The 24,549-nt window shown below is 68.2% G+C and carries 28 protein-coding genes; 14 read left to right on the top strand and 14 right to left on the bottom strand.

Annotated elements, in window-relative coordinates:
• Positions 1-23: 23 nt before the first annotated feature.
• Both JIN95_RS04020 and proS read right to left on the bottom strand, forming a co-directional pair.
• Positions 24-1,121, bottom strand: coding sequence for a hypothetical protein (locus JIN95_RS04020; RefSeq protein WP_200530570.1), 1,098 nt, complete (start codon positions 1,119-1,121; stop codon positions 24-26).
• 104 nt (positions 1,122-1,225) lie between these two features.
• On the bottom strand, positions 1,226-2,701 hold the full coding sequence (proS, locus tag JIN95_RS04015) for a proline--tRNA ligase (RefSeq protein WP_200530569.1): 1,476 nt from the start codon (positions 2,699-2,701) through the stop codon (positions 1,226-1,228).
• Between the two features lie 142 nt (positions 2,702-2,843).
• Here proS and JIN95_RS04010 point away from each other — a divergent pair, with 142 nt between their 5' ends.
• Positions 2,844-3,446, top strand: a complete 603-nt coding sequence (locus JIN95_RS04010) for a CoA pyrophosphatase (protein WP_095636631.1) — start codon at positions 2,844-2,846, stop codon at positions 3,444-3,446.
• Positions 3,447-3,572: 126 nt separating this feature from the next.
• Positions 3,573-3,926, top strand: coding sequence for a hypothetical protein (locus JIN95_RS04005; RefSeq protein ID WP_200530568.1), 354 nt, complete (start codon positions 3,573-3,575; stop codon positions 3,924-3,926).
• Between the two features lie 4 nt (positions 3,927-3,930).
• Here JIN95_RS04005 and JIN95_RS04000 read toward each other — a convergent pair whose 3' ends face one another.
• From JIN95_RS04000 to JIN95_RS03980, 5 genes are all read right to left on the bottom strand, one after another.
• Positions 3,931-4,470: a DUF371 domain-containing protein gene (locus JIN95_RS04000; RefSeq protein ID WP_200530567.1), complete on the bottom strand. Its 540-nt coding sequence runs from the start codon at positions 4,468-4,470 to the stop codon at positions 3,931-3,933.
• 63 nt (positions 4,471-4,533) lie between these two features.
• Positions 4,534-5,364 (bottom strand): amidohydrolase family protein, encoded by an 831-nt coding sequence (locus JIN95_RS03995; RefSeq protein ID WP_095636628.1) that lies wholly within the window; start codon positions 5,362-5,364, stop codon positions 4,534-4,536.
• 118 nt (positions 5,365-5,482) lie between these two features.
• Entirely contained in the window at positions 5,483-6,670 is a 1,188-nt protein-coding gene (locus tag JIN95_RS03990; RefSeq protein WP_200530566.1) for a redox-regulated ATPase YchF, read from the bottom strand.
• Positions 6,671-7,101: 431 nt separating this feature from the next.
• Entirely contained in the window at positions 7,102-8,103 is a 1,002-nt protein-coding gene (locus JIN95_RS03985; protein WP_200530565.1) for a M48 family metallopeptidase, read from the bottom strand.
• A gap of 267 nt (positions 8,104-8,370) precedes the next feature.
• Positions 8,371-9,480 (bottom strand): GTPase, encoded by a 1,110-nt coding sequence (locus JIN95_RS03980; protein ID WP_095636625.1) that lies wholly within the window; start codon positions 9,478-9,480, stop codon positions 8,371-8,373.
• 210 nt (positions 9,481-9,690) lie between these two features.
• Between JIN95_RS03980 and JIN95_RS03975 the strand changes: the two genes are divergently transcribed.
• Entirely contained in the window at positions 9,691-9,891 is a 201-nt protein-coding gene (locus JIN95_RS03975; protein WP_095636624.1) for a hypothetical protein, read from the top strand.
• Between the two features lie 191 nt (positions 9,892-10,082).
• Here JIN95_RS03975 and JIN95_RS03970 read toward each other — a convergent pair whose 3' ends face one another.
• Entirely contained in the window at positions 10,083-10,502 is a 420-nt protein-coding gene (locus JIN95_RS03970; protein WP_234699156.1) for a hypothetical protein, read from the bottom strand.
• 272 nt (positions 10,503-10,774) lie between these two features.
• On the opposite strand from JIN95_RS03970, the gene coxB reads away from it, so the two are divergent.
• Both coxB and JIN95_RS03960 read left to right on the top strand, forming a co-directional pair.
• Positions 10,775-11,563 (top strand): cytochrome c oxidase subunit II, encoded by a 789-nt coding sequence (gene coxB / locus JIN95_RS03965; RefSeq protein ID WP_095636735.1) that lies wholly within the window; start codon positions 10,775-10,777, stop codon positions 11,561-11,563.
• Complete coding sequence (locus tag JIN95_RS03960) at positions 11,560-14,058, top strand: cbb3-type cytochrome c oxidase subunit I (protein ID WP_095636622.1); 2,499 nt, start codon at positions 11,560-11,562, stop codon at positions 14,056-14,058. Before coxB ends, JIN95_RS03960 begins: the two co-directional genes overlap by 4 nt.
• Positions 14,059-14,098: 40 nt before the next feature.
• Here JIN95_RS03960 and JIN95_RS03955 read toward each other — a convergent pair whose 3' ends face one another.
• On the bottom strand, positions 14,099-14,584 hold the full coding sequence (locus JIN95_RS03955) for a zinc ribbon domain-containing protein (protein ID WP_095636621.1): 486 nt from the start codon (positions 14,582-14,584) through the stop codon (positions 14,099-14,101).
• A gap of 79 nt (positions 14,585-14,663) precedes the next feature.
• Between JIN95_RS03955 and JIN95_RS03950 the strand changes: the two genes are divergently transcribed.
• Positions 14,664-14,810: a hypothetical protein gene (locus JIN95_RS03950; protein WP_198951524.1), complete on the top strand. Its 147-nt coding sequence runs from the start codon at positions 14,664-14,666 to the stop codon at positions 14,808-14,810.
• Positions 14,811-14,885: 75 nt separating this feature from the next.
• On the top strand, positions 14,886-15,878 hold the full coding sequence (locus JIN95_RS03945; protein ID WP_200530564.1) for an NAD-dependent epimerase/dehydratase family protein: 993 nt from the start codon (positions 14,886-14,888) through the stop codon (positions 15,876-15,878).
• A gap of 22 nt (positions 15,879-15,900) precedes the next feature.
• On the opposite strand, the gene JIN95_RS03940 is transcribed toward JIN95_RS03945, so the two are convergent.
• Together JIN95_RS03940 and JIN95_RS03935 are read right to left on the bottom strand one after the other, a co-directional pair.
• Entirely contained in the window at positions 15,901-16,650 is a 750-nt protein-coding gene (locus JIN95_RS03940) for a GNAT family N-acetyltransferase (protein WP_095636619.1), read from the bottom strand.
• Between the two features lie 99 nt (positions 16,651-16,749).
• Positions 16,750-17,025, bottom strand: coding sequence for a cytochrome C oxidase subunit IV family protein (locus JIN95_RS03935; RefSeq protein WP_095636618.1), 276 nt, complete (start codon positions 17,023-17,025; stop codon positions 16,750-16,752).
• A 208-nt stretch (positions 17,026-17,233) separates the two neighbouring features.
• Here JIN95_RS03935 and JIN95_RS03930 point away from each other — a divergent pair, with 208 nt between their 5' ends.
• A complete protein-coding gene (locus JIN95_RS03930) occupies positions 17,234-17,752 on the top strand; it encodes a hypothetical protein (protein WP_200530563.1) in 519 nt (172 codons plus the stop codon).
• Positions 17,753-17,872: 120 nt separating this feature from the next.
• On the opposite strand, the gene JIN95_RS03925 is transcribed toward JIN95_RS03930, so the two are convergent.
• Positions 17,873-18,415: a halocyanin domain-containing protein gene (locus JIN95_RS03925; RefSeq protein WP_200530562.1), complete on the bottom strand. Its 543-nt coding sequence runs from the start codon at positions 18,413-18,415 to the stop codon at positions 17,873-17,875.
• Positions 18,416-18,548: 133 nt separating this feature from the next.
• Between JIN95_RS03925 and JIN95_RS03920 the strand changes: the two genes are divergently transcribed.
• The gene (locus tag JIN95_RS03920) at positions 18,549-19,148 is read left to right on the top strand and encodes a hypothetical protein (protein ID WP_200530561.1); all 600 of its coding nucleotides are present in this window, start codon (positions 18,549-18,551) and stop codon (positions 19,146-19,148) included.
• 73 nt (positions 19,149-19,221) lie between these two features.
• On the opposite strand, the gene JIN95_RS03915 is transcribed toward JIN95_RS03920, so the two are convergent.
• Both JIN95_RS03915 and JIN95_RS03910 read right to left on the bottom strand, forming a co-directional pair.
• Positions 19,222-19,575, bottom strand: coding sequence for a MarR family transcriptional regulator (locus tag JIN95_RS03915; protein ID WP_095636614.1), 354 nt, complete (start codon positions 19,573-19,575; stop codon positions 19,222-19,224).
• A gap of 56 nt (positions 19,576-19,631) precedes the next feature.
• On the bottom strand, positions 19,632-20,483 hold the full coding sequence (locus JIN95_RS03910; protein WP_095636613.1) for an NRDE family protein: 852 nt from the start codon (positions 20,481-20,483) through the stop codon (positions 19,632-19,634).
• Between the two features lie 106 nt (positions 20,484-20,589).
• Between JIN95_RS03910 and JIN95_RS03905 the strand changes: the two genes are divergently transcribed.
• The 5 genes from JIN95_RS03905 (at position 20,590) to JIN95_RS03885 (ending at position 24,549) form a co-directional block, all read left to right on the top strand.
• A complete protein-coding gene (locus JIN95_RS03905) occupies positions 20,590-21,660 on the top strand; it encodes a glucose 1-dehydrogenase (RefSeq protein ID WP_200530560.1) in 1,071 nt (356 codons plus the stop codon).
• Positions 21,647-22,282 (top strand): transcriptional regulator GfcR, encoded by a 636-nt coding sequence (gfcR, locus tag JIN95_RS03900; RefSeq protein ID WP_095636611.1) that lies wholly within the window; start codon positions 21,647-21,649, stop codon positions 22,280-22,282. Before JIN95_RS03905 ends, gfcR begins: the two co-directional genes overlap by 14 nt.
• 179 nt (positions 22,283-22,461) lie before the next feature.
• On the top strand, positions 22,462-22,806 hold the full coding sequence (locus JIN95_RS03895; protein WP_095636610.1) for a glutaredoxin family protein: 345 nt from the start codon (positions 22,462-22,464) through the stop codon (positions 22,804-22,806).
• Between the two features lie 211 nt (positions 22,807-23,017).
• Entirely contained in the window at positions 23,018-23,587 is a 570-nt protein-coding gene (locus JIN95_RS03890; protein ID WP_095636609.1) for a hypothetical protein, read from the top strand.
• A 155-nt stretch (positions 23,588-23,742) separates the two neighbouring features.
• Positions 23,743-24,549: a hypothetical protein gene (locus tag JIN95_RS03885; protein ID WP_095636608.1), complete on the top strand. Its 807-nt coding sequence runs from the start codon at positions 23,743-23,745 to the stop codon at positions 24,547-24,549.

Here is a 24,549-nt window from a genome sequence, read left to right as displayed (position 1 = left end):
AGCGCGATTGGGCCGACTTCGTCCTATCCATCGATACCGCCGAAGACCCGCCGAACGAGGTCGCTCCCGGCCGTCAGCGGTCCGGCGAGACGCTCCGCCAGCGCGCCGACGGCGTTCGCCGCGTCATTGCCGGGTCCGCCACCGGGGGCCGCGTCCGATCCGTCACCGCCGCCGCCGTCGACGGGCGGAGACGGGTCGTCGTCCGGAGGCGTCGCGTTGCCGCCGCCGGCTCCGGGCCCGCGGTCGGCGCCGTCGCTCGCGTTCGCGCCGTTTTCGTCGTCTATCGGGGTGCCGACCGCGTTCGACGAGTCGCCGGTCGCGTTCGTCGCGTTACCCGCCCGGTCCGTCTCGTTACCGCGGTCCGGCGGTCCGTCGCCCGCGCCCGGCGTGCCGTCTGATCCCGGCCCGTCGCCGGCGTCCGATCCACCACCGGCGTCCGCTCCGTCACCGCGCCCCGGACCGTCCCCGGGACCCGCGCCGTCCGGCGGCCCGCGGCGATCGGCCGCCAGGGGCCCGCCTACGTCGTTGCCCGCGACGCCGCGGGCGATGGCCGCGACCTCGGGGCCGCTCGCCTCGCCCGCCCGCTCGCGGAGCTCGGTGAGGCGACCCTCGTCGAGCCCGCGGCTCTCCCTCGCGGCCGCCGGGAGTTCGCGGGCGACATCGGCGCTCCGGTTCGCCTCGCGCTTGACCGTCTCGGCCCGGGCGCTCGTCTCGGCCATGCGCGCGGCGAACTCGCCCCGAGTCAGCTCGCCGGCGTCGCGGCGCTCGCGGAGCTCCCGCTGCCGCCGCTCGATCGCGGCCAGCCGTTCCTCGGTCCCGTTCAGTCGCTCGGCGACCACGTCGGCACGCTCCTCGGGCGTCTCCGTGCGGTTAAGCGCGACCTCGAACGAGCGTGACTCGACCTCACCGGATATCTCCGCCCGCTGGACCCCGATCACGCCTGAGAGGCGCTCGCCGGGGCTGATGTCGGTTCCGTTCGCCGTCTCGTTGCCCTCGTCCGTCTCGTTCGTCGCGGTCGGGTCCTCCTGCGCGACGGCCGTCCCGACGGGGCCGGCCGCGGCGATCCCGGCGACGCCGACCAGCACCACCGCGACGACGACGAGTGCGATCCCTCGGTTCATCACCTGACGGTACGCGACCTATCCCTATATACACCGATCTCCGTTAAACCGGATCAAGCCGGATTAAACGCGGGACGGCGTCGGGGCGAAGAATAAGCGAACGCTCAGTACGACTTCGCGAAGTACGCGGTCCGCTCGGCGTCGTCGTCGCAGATCGCGCAGCTCTCGTCGTGGTCCCCGTCGGCGAGGGGGTCCTCGTCGTCGAACGGGACCATCACGATCTCGGCGGCCATCGGCTCCTTGATCGGCTCCTCGCACTCCTCGTCGCCGCACCACGGGGCCTTCACGTAGCCGCCGTGCTGGCCGAGCGTGCCGAGGATGTCGGCGCGGTCGTCGGCCTCGCGGACCTCGCCGTCGAGGGTCTCCTCCGCATCGGCGTACAGCTTCGCGTACACCTCGTCGAAGTGGTCGCGGACCGTCTCCGCGACGCCGTCGCGGTCCTCGACGACGCTCTCGCCGTCGGGCCGGTGGACGAGGGTGAGCTCACCGTCCTCGACCTCGTGAGGACCGATCTCGATCCGGACGGGGACGCCGTTGAGCTCGTGTTCGTTGAACTTGAACCCGGGGTTGCGCTCGTCGCGGTCGTCGAGCTCGACGCGGATCCCCGCGTCGTCGAGGTCGTCGACGACGCCCTCGGCGTACTCGAGCACCTCGTCTTTCGTGTCCTCCTGCCAGATGGGGACGACGACGACCTGCTCGGGGGCGACGCCGGGCGGGAGCACGAGCCCCTGCTCGTCAGAGTGGGTCATGATCAGCGCGCCGAGCGCGCGCCACGAGAGGCCCCACGAGGTGGTGTGCGCGAGCCGCTCCTCCTCGTCCTCGTCGGAGAACGTGATGTCGAACGCCTCGGCGAACGACTGGCCGAGATGGTGGGAGGTGCCCGCCTGCACCGACTTGCCGTCGGGCATCAGCGCCTCGACGGTCGTGGTCGTCTCCGCGCCCGGGAACGTGTCGTGGTCGGGCTTCTGTCCCTTCAGCACGGGCATCGCGAGCAGGTCCTCGTAGACGGAGGCGTACTGGTCGAGCCGCGTCATCGTCTCCTCCCACGCGCCCTCGGCGGTGGCGTGGGCGGTGTGGCCCTCCTGCCAGAGGAACTCCTTGGTGCGGAAGAACGGCTTCGTCTCGGTCGCCTCCCAGCGAACGACCGAGCACCACTGGTTCACGCGCAGCGGGAGGTCGCGGTGGCTCCGGACCCACTGGCTGATGTACGGCGTGATGATCGACTCGGAGGTGGGCCGGACCGCGAGCCGCTCTTCGAGCTCCTTGTTGCCCGCCTCGGTCACCCACGCGACCTCGGGGTCGAACCCTTCCACGATGTCCTTCTCCCGTTCGAGGTACGACTCGGGGATGAAGAGGGGGAAGTAGGCGTTCTGGACGCCGGTGTCCTTGAACTTCGCGTCGAGGAACCCCTGCAGCCGCTCCCACACCGCGTACGCGCGGGGGCGGGTGACGATGAACCCGCTCATCCCCTCGGGACCGTAGTCCGCCAGCCCCGCCTTCTGTACGACCTCGGCGTACCACTCGCCGGTGTTGTGTGACTTGGACTCGGTGATGCCGAGCTCCTGGTCGTCGTCGCTCATTGTCCAGTGAAGGGTTGGTCGCGGGCTTAAAACGTCCGAAGCCGTGCGAGTCGGTCGGACGCCACCCCGACCGACCCCGCGCTCGTTTCAGACCGCCGGAACGCGGAGAAACGTTAACCCCGTCCGGGCGCCTACGGCCGGTATGGACCTGACGGGGCTGCGTCGGCATACGCCCGAGGAGGTGACCCGGGCGCGCCGCGAGGCCGCCGTGCTGGCGCCCGTCATCGAGCGCGGCGGCGAGGCCCATCTGCTGTTCACCAAGCGCGCCGCCCACCTCGGGAGACACCCGGGGCAGATGAGCTTCCCGGGCGGCGGCCGCGAGCCGATCGACCGGACTCTGACCGACACCGCGCTCCGCGAGGCCGACGAGGAGGTCGGCATGCGGCCCGACGAAGTCGACGTGGTCGGTCGGCTCGACGACACGCGGACCTCCTCCGCGTACCGGATCCGACCGTTCGTCGGCGTCGCGCCCGACCGCGAGTACGTCCCCGACGAGTCGGAGGTCGCCGAGGTGGCGGTGCTCCCCGTGAGCGGGCTGACCGACCCCGCGAACTACGAGACGGAACGTCGCATCGGGCACCCGGAGTACGGCGACCACCGGATCCACTTCTTCCACGTCGACGGCTACACCGTCTGGGGCGCGACCGGCCGGATGGTCGTACAGCTGCTGGAGCGGACGACCGACTGGCGCGCGCCGGAGGAGGTCGATCGGGTGGTGGGGGCGGACGCGGAGCTCCCGATCTGAACCGGCGTCGGAGCGACCCGCCGAGATCTCCCGGGCGGCTCACCTCGGATCCCGACGACACCAGTCGAATCGGCCCGTATCGACCGAGATGGCCATATTTACACCGTACCGGTGAAATCCTCCGGCATGTCTCAGATCGTCGATACCCTCCGCGGCGTCGACGGGGCCGACGCGCGGGTGATCGCCCACTTGGACGCCCTCGATTTCACGGTCGAGTTCATCCGAGAGGACCTCGAATCCGAGTACTCCGACCGGGACCTCGAAGAGGCGTACCAGCTGCTGATGGCGAATCAGGTCACCGGCGACGACTTCAAGGACCTCATCGGCGAGGAGTTCCAGGCGCAGACGCTGTTCTTCGAGAACGTCGTCGCGCTCGTTCTCCCCTCCGCGCGCTACGAGGCCGTCTCCGCGTCGTTCGATCGCCGCGAGCCGTTCCCCGTCATCGACCTCGTCGAAGCCGGCATCTCCGACCGCGTCTGACCTCTCACTCCGCGGGCTCGACTTCCAACCGCAGCCGCAGCGGGGCGCCCGCCGCGAGCGCCGCCACGAGGTCCCGGTCGAGGTCGGCGGCCGCCCCGTCGCCGTCGACGAAGATCGTGCGCTCGTCGTCGGTGTAATCGCTCGTGCGCCCGACCATCGACCGGTCGTCGAGGAGCGTGAGGTCGGGATCGCCGCGGCCGACGATCGCGTCGACGTGGGCGGGCTCGTCGGTATCGACCGCGTCGTCGGCCGGCTCGCCGGCCGCGAACGTCGCCGTGATCGTCGCGTCCGGGTCCCGACACGCCTCGCGGAACGCGGCGGCGAAGTCGCGCGGCGTGCGGTCGGCCTCGACCCCGACGATGCAGTCGCCCGCGGGAGTGAGCCAGTCGTCCGTCGTCAGCTCGACGGTGCTCGCGTGCTCGGCGGTGACGTGTTCGTGGCCGACCGCGCGGACGACCTCGACGAGGGCGCCGTCGGCAGTCGGGTCGCCGGCGGCGGTCTCGGGGTCGTTCGGGTCGTCGCGCTCGGCGTCTGCGTCGCTCATGTCGCCGGGTCGGCGGCGGCGCGCCAAGTGACTACCGTCTCGAGCCGAGGGGACGGGGACGACTCAGACGTCGGCGCCCTCGGCGAGCGCGGGGATCAGCCGTGCGGGGTTCTTCGCGAACACGCGGCGCATCAGGTCCTCGGAGACGTCGAGGGTGAGCACCTCCATCACGCCGACGTTCGGGTGTACGTCCGGCGCCCCGGAGCCGAAGAGGACGCGGTCGGGGTGTTCTAAGACGCCGCGCTCGAGCACCTCGCGGTACCGCACCGCGCTCGTCTCGACGTACAGCCGGTCGTGCACCTCCAACAGGTCGAGCGTCTCGTTCATCAGGTCGGCGTCGAGGGGGTAGCCGCCGAAGCTGGCGAGCACCACCGGCATGTCGTAGCCGAGCAGCTCGCGCTCGACCGCCTCCGGCGGGAACTCCCTGCCGGCGTGGACGATCACGGGGAGGTCGGCGTCCTCCAGCCGGGCGAGCACGTCCTCGTTCGGGAGGCCGTCGGCGTGCGGGACGAGGGTGAACCCGTGGAACCGGTCGTCGTAGGAGTACTGCTCGACGTCGTCGGGGCGGGCGTGGTGGTCGTCGCGCTCCGCGCGGAGGTTCCTGACCGCGGAGAGGGGGCCGCTCCCCGGATCCCGGGGACCGTTAAGCCGGGCGAACGCGACGAACGGGCGGTCGATCGAGAGCCGCGCGACCGCGTTGTTCGCGCGGAGGTAACTCTGCCCCGCCGCTCGCCGGCCCGGGCTCGCGACCGCGCGGACGACGCCGGCCTGGAGCATCTCGCGTTCCAGCAGCTCGGGGGAGACGTCCCGCCCGTGGGTCGCGACCGACGACTCGTCGGGGTCGAGCGTCGCGCGGGTGTCGACGATCCGGAAGTCGTGTTCCAGCCCGAGCATCTACCGGTCCCTCTCAGCGGATCCGCATGTGCCTGTCGGTCTCACGGGACGCGCGCCCCGTTCGCGGCGCCCCCGTTTGCGGCGCCGCCCCCGGCGTCGCGGTCTCCCTCTTCCCCCCTCACGGCCCCGCGGTCGAGACGATCTTCACCACGTCGCCATCCGAGAGCTCGTGGCCCTCGCCGATCCGGCGCGAGGAGCGCGCGTCGACCGCGTGGAGGTATCCCTCGCCGATGTCGGTGTGGACCGCGTACGCGAGGTCCGGCGGGGTCGCGCCCGACGGGAGGAGAAAGGCGTCGGGGAGGACGTTCCCGGTCCCGTCCGTCCACTTCGAGGCGTCCTGCACGGGGTAGACGGTGATCCGGTCGAGCAGGTCGTACACCGCCGCGTTCAGCGCGGTCTGGACCCCCGTCCCGCCGTGTTCGGTCATCGCGCCGCGGATCGCCTCCAGCCCCTCGCGCTGGCCGTCGGAGACGTCGCCGACCACGTCGAACCCCTCGTCGCCCGGGTCGTAGTCGACGACGCCGGCCTCCGCGGCGCGGCGCAGGCCGAGCTCCCCGTCCGCCGTGGCCGGGACCACCGGCTTGTCCGTCCCCTCGCGGAGCCGGTCGATCGCCCCCTCGGGCGCGGCGTCGACCTTGTTGGCGACGACGACGATCGGCTTGGTCCGGCGTCGGATCGCCCGCGCGAGCGCCTCGCGGTCCTCTCCGGTCCACGCCTTCGGGTCGTCGGGGTACTCCAGCTCGCGGAGGACGGCCGTCACGTCGTGCTCCGTCGCGCCGAACCCGGTCAGCAGGTCGGTGACCGCCGCCTCCAGGTCGAAGTCCGGCGAGCGGGATTGTCGCTCGACCCCCTCCCAGTTGCGGTCGACGATCCCCGCGAGCCACAGGTCCATCTCCTCCTCGATGAAGTCCACGTCGTCGAGGGGGTCGTGGGCGCCGACCTCCACCGGCTCACCCTCCGCGTTCGTCGCGCCGGAGGCGTCGACGACGTTGAGAACCACGTCCGCGTTCGTCAGCTCGTCGAGGAACTGGTTGCCCAGGCCCTTCCCCTCGTGGGCGCCCGGCACCAGCCCGGCCACGTCGAGGAGCTCGACGGGGACGTACCGCTTCCCGTCGCGGCAGTTCTCGTTGCCGCACCGCTCCTCCCGGTCGAGGCAGGGGCACTCGGTGCGGACGTGCGTCACGCCGCGGTTGGCGTCGATCGTCGTGAACGGGTAGTTGGCCACGTCGACGTCGGCCATCGTGGCGGCGGTATAAAAGGTGGACTTGCCGGCGTTCGGCTTGCCCGCGAGCGCGACCGTGATCATGGTGGTGGGTCGCGGCCGGGCGAAAAGCGCCTTTCGGTCGGACTCGGTGAGGTGAACGACAACAGCCACGGCGGATTCGTTTCCAGCCTCAGTCGGCGCGCGCCTCCGAGGCCGCATCGCGGCCGAGGAGCGCCGCGCGAGGGAGTCAGTCGCCGGAGCGAAGCGACGGCGACTGACGAGGCTGGGGAGGTGTGAGGAGCTGTGCGGTCGCAGGGGTGGGACTCGAAGGGGCAGTCGCGAGGGCGAAGCACGCCGCAGCAAGCACCGCAGCGAGTGAGAAACGCGAACGAGCGAGGAGCACAGCAAGGCGCGCGAGCCGTCGCGACTGGGGCTTCGGCGATCTCAGTCACGGGGGTACTCTCGGCGAAACCGATCACGAACAGCCAAGCGACCGGGGGCTTTGGAGGCGTTCACCGCCGATCTGCTGTCAGTTACTCGGCTTTGCTGAACCTTTCGTAATCCGCTTCGAGCCGTTCTATTCGTGCCCTCGTCGGTGGATGCGTCGAGAACAGCCGACGTTTGAATCTTGTAAACCCTGCGAGACGCCCTGCCGGATCAACCGCATCCGGCTCAACGATTGCGAAGGCCGCTATCGATGTTCGTCGGAAATCGGTGGTTGGGCGCTCGTCGAGCGAGCTATCGATTGTCTTGAGCGCCGACGCGAGGGCTGCTGGCTCACCGGTGATCGCAACCGCCCCGCGGTCGGCAGCAAACTCACGCGTACGGGCGAAAGAGGACGACAGTAACCGAGAGAGTATCCAGAGCGGAAAGACAAGCGTGAGACCGACGGAGAGAACGGCGTCAGTGTAATCCGCACGGCTGACGACGCCGTGTTTGATTCCAGTCGTCGGACCGCGAAGTAGCTCTGTGACGCGTTCGGCGGCGGCTACCGGCTGGGTCGCGGAAGTCATGACCGCGGCGTCGTGATTCTTGACGTGAGCAACTTCGTGCGCGACGACTGCGCGTAGCTCCGGCTCCTCAAGCGCGTCCAGCAGCCCCTCGCTGACGACTAACCGAGACGTACGGGCGGTGAAACCCGTGGTCAGTGAGATCGGCGTCTCCGTCGGTGCCACGTAGATCGTGGGGACCGGGACGGCAACCTGGTGTGCGATGTTGCGAACGGTCGAACGCAGCTCCGGATACTCCCCCTCCGACACTCGCTGTGCACCGGTAATCGCGATTGCGTGGTCGGGTGCGTTACGCTCACCCCACAACAGGGCACTCAAAATAATGCCTGATACGGAGATGACCAACACAGTACGTATGTCCCCGGTAAAGAGGTCGGCTCCGCTACCGCCGAGGGTCCACAGAGTGACCGCGACGAAGAACACGACGATTCCGCCGGCAAGCGCAGCCGCGAGCGTCGTCAGAAGTAACACCGACAACGAAAGCACGATCCACAACTGTAACCGCCTGTTCGGGGACCATTCCATAGAAATACGTACGGATGAGTTTATAAAAGAGTTTAGTCGAATCCACCGAACACCGATCGAGGAAATTCTATTGCGTCGCTTCGCTCGGGACTGACACGGCCGCTACGTAAGTGTGTGAATTGCCCGGTTCCGGAGTAATTATTCCTTCCCACCCGTTGTATCGACCACCTGGGGCTTTGCGGTGTTCCTCGCTGATTTCCTATCCGTTATTTATAATCAAACGGCGGAAATCGCAAGCGATCACTCCCCCGACGCGGATTTAAAAGTCTACTTCCGAGCGACGATCCGGAGCACGTCCTCGTCGGCCAGCTCGTGTCCCTTGCCGACCTGCTGATCGTCGTGTTTCGCGCTCGGTCCCGACACCCGGGCGAACTTGAACCGCTCGTCGAACTCGCCGCCGATCTTCGTGCAGGCGTCGCCGACCGTGTCGCCCTCGAACAGGATCAGCGGCTCCTCGTAGTCGACGCCGCGGCCCGGCTTGTCCATGTAGATCCGGATGAGTCCGAGCTCCTCCCAGAGCCGCTCTTTGAGCCCGTCGAGCCCGCGCTCCATCTCCGCGGAGATGAAGATCACGTCGTCGGGGTCGAGGTCGCGCTCGCGGAGCTCCGCCTCGACGGTCGGGAGGTAGTCCCTGTCGATGAGGTCGGCCTTGTTGACGGTGACCATCGAGGGGAGGTACTCCCGGTTGTCCATCACGGCGTCGACCAGCTCGTCGATCGTGAGGTCGTGGGGGATCGTCACCTTGGCGTTGACGTAGCCGTACTCGCGGAGGACCTGTTTGACGGTGTTCTCGTCGAGGCTCACGTCATCGCTCATGGTCACCCCGATCCCGTCTTTGTGCGTCTTCCGGATGTTGATGTTCGGGGGCTCCGTGTCGAGGCGGATGTTGGTGTTGTACAGCTCCTCGCTCAGGCGGTCGTACTGCTCGATCTCGAAGACCGAGAGGACGTACACCACCAGGTCCGCGGTCCGAACGACGGAGAGCACCTCCTTCCCGCCGCCGCGGCCGCCCGCGGCGCCCTCGATCAGGCCCGGCACGTCGAGGATCTGGATGTTCGCGCCGCGGTACTGCAGCATGCCGGGATTCACGTCGAGGGTGGTGAACTCGTAGGAGCCCACCTCGCTGTCGGCGTTGGTGAGGGCGTTGATGAGGGTGGACTTGCCCACGCTCGGGAACCCGACTAAGGCGACCGTGGCGTCGCCGTGCTTCTCGACCGCGTAGCCGTGGCCGCCGCCGGCGGAGGACTGGTTCTCCAGCTTCTCCTTTTTCTCCGCGAGCTTCGCCTTCAAGCGCCCGATGTGTGCCTCCGTGGACTTGTTGTAGGGCGTCTCGGCGATCTCCTCGCGGAGGTCCTCGATCTCTTCCTCCAGTCCCATTGGCGTACAGTCGGCCGGTCGTCTCGTTAAAGGTGTTCCTTCCGGCTCGCGACCTCAGCGCTTCCCCTCAGTGGTCCGGATTTCTGGAGGCCGCGCCGCTCGCGCGCACTCGATACGCGAACCGGCCGCGATCCACGGCCCCACCGCGGCGTCGATTCGGCAAACTTTCGACACGATTATACCCGTTTACCGCGAGAGTCGACACGTCGAATGCCCGATCCGTCGAGCCTCCGTGACAGCACGCAGATCGTCCTCCCGCGCCGCGCGCTCGACGGACTTCGGGACGGCGTCCGCGAGCGGTTCACCGTGACGGTGGTCGAGGGCGACGACCACTATCGGATCATCGGGAGTCCGGTCGAGATCAAGGCCGCGAGCGACTACCTCGCGCGGAACGGCGTCGCCGTCGCCTGACCGGCCAGCCCTCATCGCCGTCTGACCGATCAGGCCTGACCCACCGAGCGGCGGTCGGGAGCGGGCGGTTCGAAAACGAGACTGTTCCTTCGAAACGACGATCCACACCGAAGTTACAGCTTTCGCTCGGAGTCCAGAGAAGACGGAAGTGCGGGGAGAGGACCGATCGGCCGAGAAGCGCTATCCGACGACTATCCGATGATCCCGACGAGCAGCTGGGCCGCGATGAGCACGAGGAACACCAGCCCGGCCGCGAACGAGCCGGCCGCGACGCCGTGAGCGTTTCCGAGCCCGCGGCCGCGAGTGCCGAAGTACGCGCCGAGGAAGACGAAGCCGGTCAACAGGAGGCCGACCGCGGCGTACACGGCGGTGAGGAGACTCCCGGAGAGCCCTTCGGGCAGTCCGAAGTTGCCGACCGCGAGGACCGCGACCGCGCCGATGCCGACCGTGACGGCGACGAACGCGACCGCCCAGACCGCCGGCGTCCGGGCGACGTCGCCGAGGGTCGCGACCACCGCGTCGTATCTGCTGGTCGATCCGGCGCCGGGAGCGGTTCGCTGTCCGCCGATCTGCGCGACGGCGACGAAGGTGGCCACGACGAGCAGCCCCATCAGTGCCGTGCTCAAGAGCGTGAGTGAGACCATGGTGAGTTCGTTGTTAGGCGGTCCGTTCCCGCGTACAAATAGCCTTCGTATGTTCGGCCGATCGACTTCCGGGTGTTCCGTCGATCGGCTCCCCATCGCTCCGTCGCAGCTCGGGGCGACCGGTCGACACGCCCCGCTGAAGGTGACTCTGCGGGTCGCCACGTGGGGCGCTTCTCGCTCCGCTACACAAGAGCTAAGTGCGCCTTCGCTAAGGTGGGTACAAGAGCAGAGTGACGAACATGATAGATTCACTTATCCTGCAACAGGGGAGCGACTGGCGCGCGCAGGCGGAGGTCTTCGACGAGATCTTCTTCGTCTTCCTCGCGTTAGGGACCCTCATCGGAACCATCGTCGTCGCGTACACGCTGTGGAACGTGTACAAGTACCGCGACGACGGCGGCGAGCCGAAGGAGGGCTTCGACGCGCCGGAGGTCGGCGAGCTCCCGACGGGACAGGGCGGTCCGAAAGCCAAGAAGCTCTTCCTGTCGTTCGGGTTGAGCGCGATCGTCGTCATCAGCCTCGTCGTGTACGCGTACGGGATCCTCCTCTACGTCGAGGACGGACCGGACGCCGACGAGGACAACATCGAGATCGTCGTCGAAGGGTACCAGTACGGCTGGGACTACGAGTACCCGAACGGCCACACCGAGACGGGTGAGCTGGTCGTGCCCGCCGATACGCGGATCGACATCTCGGTGACATCACGGGACGTGTGGCACAACTTCGGCTCGTCGGAGCTGCGGATAAAGTCCGACGCCATCCCCGGAGACACCAACACCAACTGGTTCTCCGTCAGTTCCGAGGAAGTCCAGGCGCAGGGCGGCGAGGCGACGTTCACGGTCGAGTGCTTCGAGCTCTGCGGTCCCGGCCACTCCGCGATGGAGGGCCAGATCACCGTCATCCCGCAGGACGAGTGGGAGACGTGGTACGAGGGGACCGACGGCGACTCCTCCAACGTCGAGGGCGGCGCGAGCGTCGACGGCGCCGCGAGCGTTAACGCCGCCGCCATCGGAGGTGTGAGCGCATGAGCGAACTTCCCCCGACGACCTCCGTCAAGCGCTGGTTCGTCACGACGAACCACAAGGACATCGGCATCCTGTACACGATCACCGCGCTGTTCTTCCTGCTGTTCGGCGGCGTCCTCGCGCTGCTGATCCGCATGCAGCTGTGGGACCCGACGAGCCAGATCCTCTCCGGGCTGGCGTACAACGAGGCCGTCACCGCGCACGGACTGATCATGGTGTTCTGGTTCCTCTCGCCGTTCGGGTTCGGCTTCGCGAACTACTTCGTGCCGCTGCAGATCGGCGCCGACGACCTCGCGTTCCCGCGCCTGAACGCGCTCTCCTACTGGATGTACCTGTTCTCCGGCATCCTGCTGGGGATCAGCTTCTTCCAGGGCGGGACGCTCGACGCCGGGTGGACGATGTACGCCCCGCTCAACATCCCGATGTACACGCCGAGCATCGGGTCGACCGGGGCGGTGCTCGCGCTGTTCATGTTCGTCGTCGGCATCACGGCGTCGACGGTGAACTTCCTCACGTCCATCCACCACTCGCGCGCCGAGGGGATGGGGATCATGGACATGCCGATGTTCACCTGGTCCATCCTCGCCACGGTGTGGATGATGCTGTTCGCGTTCGCGGCGCTGCTCGCCGTGGGCCTCATCCTCGCGTCCGACCGCGTGCTCGGGAGTGTCTACTTCTCCGCAACCGAAGGCGGCTCCCTGCTGTGGGGGCACCTCTTCTGGTTCTTCGGCCATCCGGAGGTGTACATCGTCTTCTTCCCGGCGCTTGGGGTCATGTTGGAGCTGTTCCAGACCTTCTCCGGGCGGCGCCTCGTCGGCCGGAAGTGGGTGATCATCGCCATCTGTCTGATCTCGGTCCAGTCGTTCCTCGTGTGGATGCACCACATGTTCCTGACGACGATCAACCTGGAGATCAAGACGCTGATGATGGCGACCACCATCGGGATCTCGCTGCCCTTCGACCTCGTGGTGTTCTCGCTGATCTACACCCTCATCAAGGGCCGCATCCAGTTCACGACGCCGTTCCTCTTCGCGTTCGGGGCGCTGTTGCTGTTCATCCTCGGCGGCATCACCGGGGTGTTCCTCGGCGCGATCGTGCTCGACTACGAGTTCCGCGGCACCTACTGGGTGGTCGCGCACTTCCACTACGTGATGTTCGGCGGTGCGACGGCGCTGTTCGGCGGGGCCTACTACTGGTTCCCGAAGGTGACCGGGAAGATGTACGACGAGCTCCTCGGGAAGATCCACTTCGTCGTCTTCTTCATCGGCTTTAACGCCGTCTACTTCTCGATGTTCCTCGGCTGGGAGACCCCCCGCCGGGTGTTCGAGTACAACCCCGAGTTCCAGATCTACCACCAGTTCGGGACGATCGGGGCGTTCGTCCTCGGGCTGTCGTTCTTCATCATGTTCTACAACTTCGCGAAGTCCTACGTCTCCGGCGAGCCCGCCGGCGACAACCCGTGGGATTACTCGCGGACGGCGGAGTGGGCGATCTCCTCGCCCCCGCCGCTCGAGAACTGGCCCAACCGCCCCTCGTACGCCTCCGGTAAGCTGGAGTTCGTGAAAGACTACGTGCCCGACGGCGGGCCGGCCGTGAAGGCCGACGCCGACGGCGACGCTGCGACCGACGGCGGCGACAGCCACGAAGAGCACATCACGGAGTACCCGTACTGGGACAAACACCCGAGCCACGCGAGCATCTGGCCGTTCGCGATCTCGCTGGCGCTCGGTATCCTGCTGCTCGGGCTCTCCGGCTTCAGCGAGTCGGTCACGTTCATCCTGGGTGAGTCGGTGGCCCAGACGGGAGTCGAAATCTCGAACCCCGTGTACCCGGTGCTCATCGTCGTCGGACTGATCGGTATGATCTGGTCCGGCGTGAAGTGGGGGCTGGAGGACTTCTACGCGCCGCCCAGCGAGTTCGCCGAGCGGTGGCCCTTCGAGGGCGTCGAGAAGGTGAAGCTGGGAATGTGGTTCTTCCTCGCCTCCGACGTGATCGTCTTCGGCGCGTTCCTCTCCGCGGCCATCTTCGTCCGGTACAACGCCGGCTGGATGACGTGGGAGCCGCTGACGGAGTCGCTGCCCGGGCTCATCAACACGTTCGTGCTGATCACCTCCTCGTTCACGGTGATCCTCGCGCTGGTGGCCGCCCACCGCAAGAGCCGGCAGGGGCTGCTGGCCTCGCTCGGCGCGACGATCGGGTTCGGCTTCGTGTTCCTGGCGATCAAGATGTGGGAGTGGAACCACGAGATCTTCGACCGCGGCGTGACGATCAACGCCAACGCCCACGGCGACCCGATTCAGGCGTCGATCTACTACGTGACGACCGGGCTCCACGGGATCCACGTCGTCATCGGACTCCTGATCGCCATCTTCCTGTTCGTCCGGGTGTATCAGGGCCACTACCTCGATGACGAACGGCCGATCGAGTACTTCGGCCTCTACTGGCACTTCGTGGACATCGTCTGGGTGTTCATCTTCCCGCTGTTCTACCTCTTCTGAGGTAGCGGCGGACGCCTCGGTTCCCTTTTTCGGACGCGGCTTACTCCTCCAGCGGATCGGCGCACCACTGACAGAAATCGAGCGTCGCGTCCGTGTCGCGGCCGCAGTGCGGACACGAGACGGTGTCGGTGGTCGAGTCCGGTACCGCTCCGCGCGGTTCGAGTTCATCGTCGCTCGTCCGCTCCGCATTCCGGTCGGCGGACGCGTCCGCCGCGTCGTCGCTCGACGACGACGAGTGCCGGTCGTACTCGCGGTTGTTCCGGAGGGCGAGGACGTACGCGTCGACGACGCTAGCGGCGACGACGACGAGCGCCGGGGCGATGTCGGCGACCGGTGGCCGGTCGCCGGCGGCGACCCGATCGACCGCCGCGTCGGGGACGACGAACACGAGCGTCGCCGTGACCGCCGCGTACCAGCCGAACGCGCGCGCCCATCGCCTGAGGTAGGCGTGACCGAGACCGGACACGAGAAGCGCCAGCGCTGCGGCGAGCCACGGCCGTCGCCGGTTCGGTTCGGGATCGCTCATGGCGTTCGGAACGGGCGCCAGCGCCGAGAAACTACCCCTCCCTCGGAGCGTTTATGTGGCCGAGACGCCGAGCGAGGGTATGTTCGGCGTGCCGACCGGAGAGTTCCTGATCGGAATCGGATTCGCGATCGCCGGGGTCGGGAGCTGGGTCGTCGGACTCGGCGTCGCGTACCTGCTGTACCGTCGGTGGCGCGGGGACGGGCCGCGCGCGAAGCACGACGACTGAGGCGGTGTCCCGTCCGTTTCCCTCGCCCCGTTCCGGTTCGGCCACGCTTTTGAGTCCGCTGCCCGGATGACTGGTATGACCGACACGGCGCTCGTCATCGGCGGGACTCGCTTTATCGGCCGACACACCGTCTCGGACCTGCTCGCGAACGGCTACGAGGTCGGGATGTTGAACCGGGGCACCCACGAGAATCCGTTTTCCGACGACGACAGAGTGACTCACATCGAGGGGGACCGCACGAACGAGCGGGACCTCCGGACCGCGAAGCTCTCGGTCGAACCCGACGTCGTGATCGACTGCGTCGCCTATGAGCCGGCCGACGTGGAGACGGCCACGGAGGTGTTCGCCGACGCGGAGGGGTACGTGTACGTCTCGTCCGGATCGAGCTACGCCGACGAGGAGATCCCCAAACGCGAAGGGGAAACGGCGCTCCGCCCGTGCACGCCCGAGCAGGCGACCGACGACACGTCGGAGACCTACGGGAACCGGAAGGCAGAGGGCGATCGGGCCGTCTTCGCGGCCGCCGAGGAGGGCGTCCGCGCGATGGCGGTGCGTCCCTGTATCGTCTACGGCCCGTACGACTACACGGAGCGGCTCGACTACTGGATCGACCGCGTGCTCTCCCACGACCGCGTCGTCGTCCCGGGCGACGGGCAGAACCTCTGGCACCGGGCGTACGTCGAGGACGTGGCGAGCGCGCTCCGGATCGTCGCCGAGCGCGGCGAGGCGGGGCGGGCGTACAACGTGGGGGACCGCCGAGCGCTCACGCTCGAAGAGACGCTGGAGGCGATCGCCGACGCCGCCGGCGCCGACTGCGAGGTCGTCGCGGCGAGCGCCGACGCGCTGGCGGCCGGCGGGCTCGAACCGGACGACTTCGCCTTGTACCGGGAGTACCCGCACCTGCTCGACACGTGTGCGCTCGCCGATCTCGGATGGGAGTCGACGCCCGTCGACGAGGCGATGGCGCGGACCGTCGCCGAGCATCGGGAGGCCGACCGCGACGGCGCCGAGTGGGACCCGGGACGGGAGGCGGAAGAGCGGGTGCTGGGCGTGAAAGAGACGCTGTGAGTCGGCACGGCGAGCGGGCGATTCAGTACGCCGCGTCCCACCGGGACGGCTTGCGGCGGTTACCGCAGTCGCGGCACTCCATCCGATCCATCGTGTCGATGGCGACGTTCGTCCCCTCGCAGTTCCCGCAGAGGTAGCCGTAGCGCTGCGAGAGGTCGGCGTCGGCGTACGCGACGTAAAACGGGGCGTGAGAGCCGCGGTCGCTCTCGTCGAAGGCGACGTGGACGATCTCGCCGTCGTCCGTCTCGTACGTGCCCTCGGAGATGCCGGTCAGCCGTCCGATCTGTTTGCGGTACTCCCGTTCGTCGAACCGCTCGTCGCCTATCTCAACCGGGCGCTCGCCGTCGAGGTCGTACCCCTCGCGCTCGTAGAACGCCGTGCCGGCCTCGTTGTCGACGAGCACGCGCGCCTCGATGCGGTCGACGTCCGCCGCGCGCAGCTCCGACTCCACCCGTTCCAAGAGCGCGGACCCGATCCCCGACTCGCGGTGGTCAGGGTGGACGTGGAGCCAGTCGATCTCGCCGACGCGTTCGCGCCGACCGACGACGTAGCTCTCGGCGAAGCCGACGACCGTCTCGTCGACGACCGCGACGGGGAACACCGTGTCGTCGTCGCCGATGTCCGCGCCGAGGTCGTCGGGGTCGTACCACTCGTCGACCGCCTCCGCCAGCAGGGACTCGTCGACGGCGTGGCCGTAGGAAGCGATCAGCGATTCGCGCGCGATCGTCCGGATCGCGTCGATATCGTCGAGGGTCGCGGGTCGGAGATCCATACCGGCTCATTCGCGCCCGGCTACAAAAAACACACAGGCGGGACGGGTCGGAAGCGGGGAACGGCGTGCGGACGAGGAAAAAAACGGAGGCCGAGCGGTCTACGAGATGGAGTACGTTGCGGCGGCCATCAGCAGCATCGTGAGCGCGAGCGCGAGCGCCATCACGTAGCTGAGCGACCGGTTCTCCCACCGGAGGTGCTGGAAGTACCCGACGATGAGCAGGGTCTTGACCGTCGCGATCACCATCGTGCCGCCGAACGCCTGCGCGTAGGTGAAGTTGAGGAACTCGGCCTCGAAGAGGACGAAGTTGAGGGCCGCGGCAATCAGGAGCGCGACGTAGATCGCCGTGTACAGTTTGAGCGAATCGTCCGACATTGCTTGCTCCCACCTTCGTCCGTATGCTTAAAGAATTAACCATCCGGGGGACGAGTCCGCGGCTCGGCGGGCCGTCGATCCGGCTGACACCGAGCGCGTCGGCGGGTCGATCGACGGCGACGCCGACCGCGGACCCCGGAGATCCCGAAACGCCTATCCGCGGGACGGACCCACCTGACACCGGTCGCAGCCGCCGACCGGAATCACCGTGGACCCCCTCGAACCGACGGACGATCTGCTCGAATCGCTGTACGTCGTCAACAAGGTCGCGAAGCAGTTCGCCGACGAGGCGACCGCCGCCTACGAGCGCGGCGACCTCACCGAGAGCAACGTCCGTTCGGCCCGGAAGGACGCCCTCTACCGAACGAAGACGGCCGTCCTCTCCCGCGTCGTCGCCCACGACCCGTCCCGTGTCTCCGGGGAGTACCACGCGATCAACGGCGACGTGTGGCTCTTCCTCGACGTGGACGGGTGGAAGTTTCACCAGCCGGCGTACGCGATCGGCGCCGAGCTCACGGACGCGATCGACATCTCGAACTCCCGGTCGGACCCGCTCGACGCGCCGTACGTCCGCGACGCGGCCGTCGAGCGCTCGGACCGCACGTTGGAGGACTCCCTCTCGCGGCTGGCCGACGCCGGCGTCAACGCGAACGACCACCTCGCGCGCCCGACCGTCACGAGCGAGCACGACCGGATCGTCGACGTGCGGTGGTCGTTCCTCCCGTAGCCCTCGGATCGGCGCGACGAGAGCTCGACCGAGACGGCTGACCGCGTCGCTGCCGGAGCGGTGTCCTCGTCGCTGCCGGAGCGGTGTCCGCCAAAAATCGAACCGCGGTCGGTGGCCGAGTCAGGCCTCGACGACTTCGATGGCGCCGAGCATCCCGACCGTCTCGTGAGGGGTGCAGTAGTAGAGCTGAATCCCGGTGTTGTCGAAGGACTGCTCGAAGGTCTTGCCCTCCTCGTCGACCGCGTTTCCGCTCTCGAAGTCGGACTCGGACTCCTCGGCGGAGGTCACGTTGTGCGCGCCGCCCTGTCCGGTCCACTCCCAGACGACGGTCGTGCTGGAGTCGATCCGGATCGCCGGCGGGTCGAACGCCAGCCCGTCGCTGCCGCCGCCGACCTCGACGGTGACCTCGTCTTCCCCGGTGTAGTCCATGATCGTCCCCTCGTACAGCCGGGCGTCGGAGAGGTAGTCGTCGATCTCGCTCGGAACGTCGTCGGAGCCCGACCCGCCGGAGCCGCCGTCAGACCCGTCCGAATCGTCCGATCCATCGGATCCGTCCGACCCGTCGCCGCCGTCCCCGCCGCCGGAACAGCCGGCGAGCGTTCCAAGGGTCAGCGCGGCTCCGGTTCCGGCGACGTACCGCCGCCTAGACAGTCTGTCAGACATCGCTCTCCGCTACGGGTTCGAGCCTTACAAACCCCTTGACGAATCCCGGGAGACGGGAACCGCTCGTCGGGGTCGCCCGGCGAGCCGCCTCGCCGTCGGCGCCTTTATTCGCGGCCGCCTCCGTGGTCGACCCATGCGGGAGGACGAGCTGGCGACGCGCGTGGTCGACCACTACTCGACCGTCCACGACGACCCCGATATCCGGCTGGAAGAGCCGTACGACGCGGCGGAGCGCCGCGGGGTCGTCGACGTGTACGTCCGCGTGCGCACGCCGGAGCGCGTCGACCACGTCATCGAGCTCAAGGGCGACGCGGCCGTGCGACGCGCGACGGGTGCCAACGAAGTCCTCCGCCAGTACCGCCGGATGGAGCGGTACTTCCACGCCGACGAGAGCCACGCGCTCCGTCCGAAGCTCGGGCGCACGGAGCCGGGCGCGCGGTTCCTGCTCTGTTTCGCGCCGACCCCGACCTGCGTCTACCACGTCGCGACCCACCGGTCGCTGTACGGCTCCGTGGACCCGGCGGCGCGGGTCGAAGACGTGCCCGCGGTGCGGACCGTCGCGTTCCTCACCGGGCTCGACGGCGACCCCGCCGACCTCGGGATGGTGTCGGTCAACGGGGACGCGCCGTTCGGCTCCGAGGCCTTTCTGCGTGCCGTGCCCGACGGCTCACGGCTGGCGGAGAGCATCCGACGGGTCGACGACGACGTGATCGAATCCGAGAACGGGGTGTAAAGCGGGAGAGAACGGGGGTGTAAAGCGGGCGAGAACGCGAGTCAGCAGTCGAGTACGCGAGTCGGCGGGCGGTTCAGTATTCCTCGTACGCGAGGTTCATCATCCACTGCGAGAAGGCGTCGGCCTGCGCGTCGACCTCCTCCTCGCCGATGAACGGCGAGAGCATGTCGCCGGCCATGAGAAGCGAGAAGTCCAGATCGCGGGGCGCGGGTTCGAGGTAGAACGTGTTGTGGCCGTCGTAGACGGTGTCCGAGCGCTGGATGAGCCCGGACTCTTCTAGCGCCTCCGCGATGCGGCTCCCCTTCCGCGAGGAGACGTCGAGTTCCTTCCAGAAGTCGCTCTGGTGGATGCCACCGGTCTCGCGGATGAGTTCGAGGCCGGCGTGTTCGTCCTCCGAGAGGTCGGCCTCGAGTTCGGACACGCTCATACCGTATCGGGCGCCCGCGAGTCGCTTAAAACTGGCTTTCCGCGCCGTCGTCGCCGCTACGCCGATCCATCTCGTTCGGTGGACTGAGAGTCACCCGCCGCACCCGATCCGAACCCTGCCGGCAGCGACACCGGATCCGCGGGCGTCTCGCAGGGCGGACCGTCCGCGTACGCGAACTCGGCGGTCGCCTCCGGGTCGGGTGCGGTCCGGATCCGTGTGAACGACCGCGTGCCGAAGCCGTCGCCGTGGAGGCAGGCGCCGTACTCGTGGTCCGCGAGCGTCGCGCTCGCACGGTCGAGCCACGCCGCGCCCGACTCTCCTGGTCGGGGCGCCGTCTCGGCCGCCACCGCCCGCGCGCTGTCGGCGCGCTCCGCGCCGAACTCCCGTCGCCGGTCAGGGATCGCGAAGCGCTCGGTGCCGTTGACCACGCCGCCGACGTTGCCGACGACGTGGACGCCGGGGTCGAGGCGGGTGATCGCCAGTCCGCCGTCGTACGAGAGGCAGAACGCCGCGGCGGCGTCGGCAAGCACGAGGTTGAAGCCGTCGTACGACCGGGTTTCGAGGTCGCGTTCGACGGCGCGAACGGCGTCCTCCGCGGAGTCGGCCTCCAGGCAGTCCCGGACGAGCAGCCCGCGGGACCGGTCTCCCTCGCGGTCGGCGTCGAGCCAGCGGTTCGTGACCGCGGCGACGACCCCGGACGCCGAGAGCCCGATCCACGTCCCTCCGGCCTCGGCGTCCCGAGGGGCGACGTAGCTGGCGTCGTCGCTGCCCGCGGTGCCGCCGTCCCCGCCATCGCTCCCACGGAGGGCCGGCGGTTCCGAGGGGCGGTCCAGCGCCTCGTCCCGGTTCGCCGCGAGCGCGATCGGCGCGTCACCGAACGTCCGCCAGGCGAGCGTGAGCGTGCACACGGCGGCGATCCGGCGGCCGACGACGAAAAACCCGCGGTCGACTGAGCGAACAGTCTTTACTCAGAATAAAAGAAATCTTTTGGTGGCTGGCCGCCAAGGCCGTTACATGAAGGCCATCGCCGTGTACGACGGGACAGACGAACCGGTCGTGACAGAGAAGCCGCGACCGGAGCCGGCGCCCGGAGAGGCGCTGGTGCGGACCCTTCGGGTCGGCGTCGACGGGACCGACCACGAGGTCATCTCCGGGGGACACGGCGGCTCCCCGGAGGGGGAGGACCACCTCGTGTTGGGCCACGAGGCGGTCGGCGTGATCGAGGAGCCGAACGACACCCCGTTCGAGGTCGGTGACATCGTCGTGCCGACGGTCCGGCGACCGCCCAACGGGGCCAACGAGTACTTCGCGCGCGGCGAACCGGACATGGCGCCGGAGGGGCGATACCACGAGCGCGGCATCGTCGGCGCCCACGGGTTCATGGCGGAGTACTTCACCAGCCCCGCGGAGTTCCTCGTCGAGATCCCGCCGGCGCTGGCCGAGTGGGGGTTCCTCGTCGAGCCCGTCTCGATCGCGGAGAAGGCGATCGAGCACGCCTACGCCAGCCGGTCGGCATTCCACTGGGAGCCGGAGTCGGCGCTAATCCTGGGCAACGGCTCGCTCGGGCTGTTGACGGTGGCGACCCTCGACGAGGAGTTCGACCGGATCTACTGTCTCGGGCGCCGCGAGCGACCCGACCCGACGATCGATATCATCGAGTCGCTCGGCGCGACGTACGTCAACTCCAACGAGACGCCGGTGCCGGCGGTTTCGGCGGCCCACGAGCCGATGGACTTCGTCTTCGAGGCGACCGGCTACGCGCCCCACGCCTTCGAGACCATCGAGGCGCTGGCGCCGAACGGGGTCGGCGCGCTGCTCGGCGTCCCCGGCGACTGGGAGTTCGAGGTCGACGGCGGGCGGCTCCACCGCGAGTTCGTCCTCCACAACAAGGCGCTCGTCGGGAGCGTCAACTCCGGCTACGAACACTTCGAGGCCGCCGTCGACTCGCTGTCCCGGCTTTCCGACGCGTTCCTCGACGATCTCGTCACGGGCGTGCACGGGCTCGACGACTTCGAGGCCGCGTTCGCGGATGACGACACGACTATTAAAACGGCGGTCGAATTCGGCGCATATGAAGAACGTTGACGACCTGATAGACAGCGCGGCCGAGCTCGCGGAACACGGCCTCTCGAAGGGCGAAATCGCCGACGAGCTGAACGTTTCCCGGGAGACCGCGAGCTGGCTCGTCGAGCGCGGCGGCGGCAACGACGCGGCGGCCGAGGCCGCGGCGTCGGCGTCGACCGCCGACATCCACGTCGACTGGTCGGCCCTCGGTCGAGACTCGACACGGCTCCGGTACGCGGCAAGCGCGATGGCCGACCTGCTGGCCAAGCAGGGCGAGGAGGTCGACCTGACCGTCGGCGTCGAGAAGGCCGGCGCGCCCCTCGCGACCGCGGTCGCGAACCAGCTCGACACGGACCTGGGCACGTACGCGCCCGCGAAACACCAGTGGGACGAGGGGGACATCGACGAGCAGGGCGGCGGCTTCTCCCGGAACTTCGCCGCGATCCGCGACCGCGACTGCTACGTCGTCGACGACATCATCACCTCGGGGACGACGATGCGCGAGTCGATCGAGGCGATCCGCGAGCAGGGCGGCGAGCCCGTCGCCTGCGTCGTCTTGGTCGACAAACGCGGGTACGACGAGATCGACGGGGTCCCGGTGTACTCGCTCGTCGACGTGGTCCGCGTCGACCGCGAGGAGTGAGGCCCGGCGAAACGCCCGGGGACCCGGCGCGTCGTTGCTCGATCCCGCACGGAATCCACCGCCGTCGCGCCGATCCTGCACTGAATCCACCGCCGTCGCGCCGATCCTGCACTGAATCCACCGTCGTCGCGCCGATCCCGTGCGGAACCCATTTGCGTCGCGGGCGCGTACCGGGGCACATGACGTTCCAACCCGAGACCGACGCCGACCCGGACGAGATCGCGTCCCGCGTCGAGGAGACGATCGCCGACAACGACGTGGTGCTTTTCATGAAGGGGAACCGCCTGATGCCGCAGTGCGGCTACTCGAAGCGCGCCGTCGAGCTGATCGGCCAGCACGTCGACGAGTTCGAGACTGTCGACGTGCTGCCGGCGCTTCCGCACTACCGCGAGGCGCTGGAGTCGCACAGTGGCTGGGAGACGATCCCGCAGACGTTCGTCGACGGCGAGTTCGTCGGCGGGAGCGACGTGCTCGCCGAGCTCGACGAGCGCGGCGAGCTGGCCGCCGAACTGGGCGCCGAGTAGTCGGCGCCCTCCGCGCGCCCCGACACCCGTCTCGGTCCGCCGAAGGGGCGTTCCATGGGCGTTCGGCGCCGCGTCGTCCCGATGCGCTTCGCACCCGATCCTCGGATGTCGAAGGGCAGGCGATATAAACCCACGGACCGTAGATGGGGCAGGTGCAGCAGTCGCCGCTGCCGCCGCGCCGATCGGTTCGACCCACTTCACCCAACCAACAATGACAGGCCGCGTGTTCCGACTTCATTCGACGCTCGAACTGCCACTCGAAGACGTGGAGACGTACTTCGAAGAAGATCCCGACCTCCCCCCGGAGATCGACGACATCGACATCACGCGTCGAAACAACACACTCATCATCAAGGCCCTGTCCGACGACGAGTCGATCAGCAAGTACACGCCGACCGCCCAGCTGAAGGCGTCGGTCACTGAGACGCGCGTGTGGGAGGAAGAGCCCCCGCGCGCCGGCGGCCCGCAGTGGATGGACGACGAAGAGGAGGAGATCCCCTCCGAGCTCGTCGAGTTCGCCTGCTTCAAGGGCGACCGCGAGACGGTCCTCCAGAACTCCGCGCTCCAGTACCCGATGTTCCTGGTCCTCCGCGAGATCGCGACCCGCTCGGAGAAGGGGACCCTGACCGCGATCACCGAGGAGGACGGCGAGCTAGAGGCCACTCGGATCGTCGAGGGCGAGCCGCGCCCGGCGAGCATCGAGGTCGTCGAGAGCCCGCAAGGGGCGGGCGACGGCGACGGCGGCGTCAACTGGCGCGACAACGAGTTCATCTCGGACTGACGCGACGGTCCGACTCGGATCGACCGATCTTCTCGCGTTCGCCGCGACCCGACAGCGCGCCGCACGTCAGTCCCGCTCTCATTTCGTGTCAACTGAAAGTAGATTGTTTATTGTTATCACGTGTATTTATAATGATTCTTGATTGAATGTCAGATATGCCACAAGCGTCAGACGTCGTCGACGAGCTGAGTAGAGTGGACGAGATCGCGTTCCCGGAGTTCACCCACAAGCTCATCAGCGACACGTTCGACGCGACCGTGTCGTCGATGATCCGCCAACAGGAGGCGTACGCGGACCTGCTCGAACAGGTCTCGGCCAGCATCGAGCAGTTCGAGGCGGACAACGTCTCGGAGGAGGAGGTCGACCACTGGATCCAAGCCAACGGCCCCATGGAGGATGGCGAATCGACCATCGGAACCCCGGAGGAACCCGGTGAACTCGACGAGGAGGCCGCCTCGCGGATGGAGCCCAAGCTCCGGGACCCGATGGAGGACCTGGAGGTGTCGTCGCTGCCGACGGGGAGCCTAGAGCCGGGCGACGTCCGGCAGATCCGGCGGCTCGTGCGGCGGAAGATCTCCCGGCCGCGACAGGAGGCCCTGGAGGAGCTCGTCGAACAGGGGATCGTCCGGGTCGTCCTCGACGACGGGACGATCGAGACCCGACTGAAGTTCGAGGCGCGGGGCCGGGAGAGCGACACTGAGACCGAGAGCCAGCGCGAGCGCACCCGGTCGGGGTTCAGCGGCTCGGGCCGGCTGCTCACCTCGATCGTCGGCGTGGGGATCGGCGGCGGCTACCAGTCGATCGACGTGTCGACCCAGCGGGAGCGGCGCGAGCGCGACGTGGAGGTCGAAGGCGAGATCTTCGGCCGCGTCGAGCTCAACCTGCGCGGCGACTACCAGCCGCTTCGGGTCCCGGAGACCCGGCCCGAGGAAGGGGAGACGGAAGTCCCGCCGCCGCGGTGA

Source organism: Halorubrum sp. LN27 (genome assembly GCF_016635065.1).
In the GTDB taxonomy this organism is placed as follows: Archaea; Halobacteriota; Halobacteria; order Halobacteriales; family Haloferacaceae; genus Halorubrum; species Halorubrum salipaludis.
The sequence above is the reverse complement of the archived record's forward strand: the minus strand, read 5'-3'. Positions and strand labels throughout refer to the sequence as shown.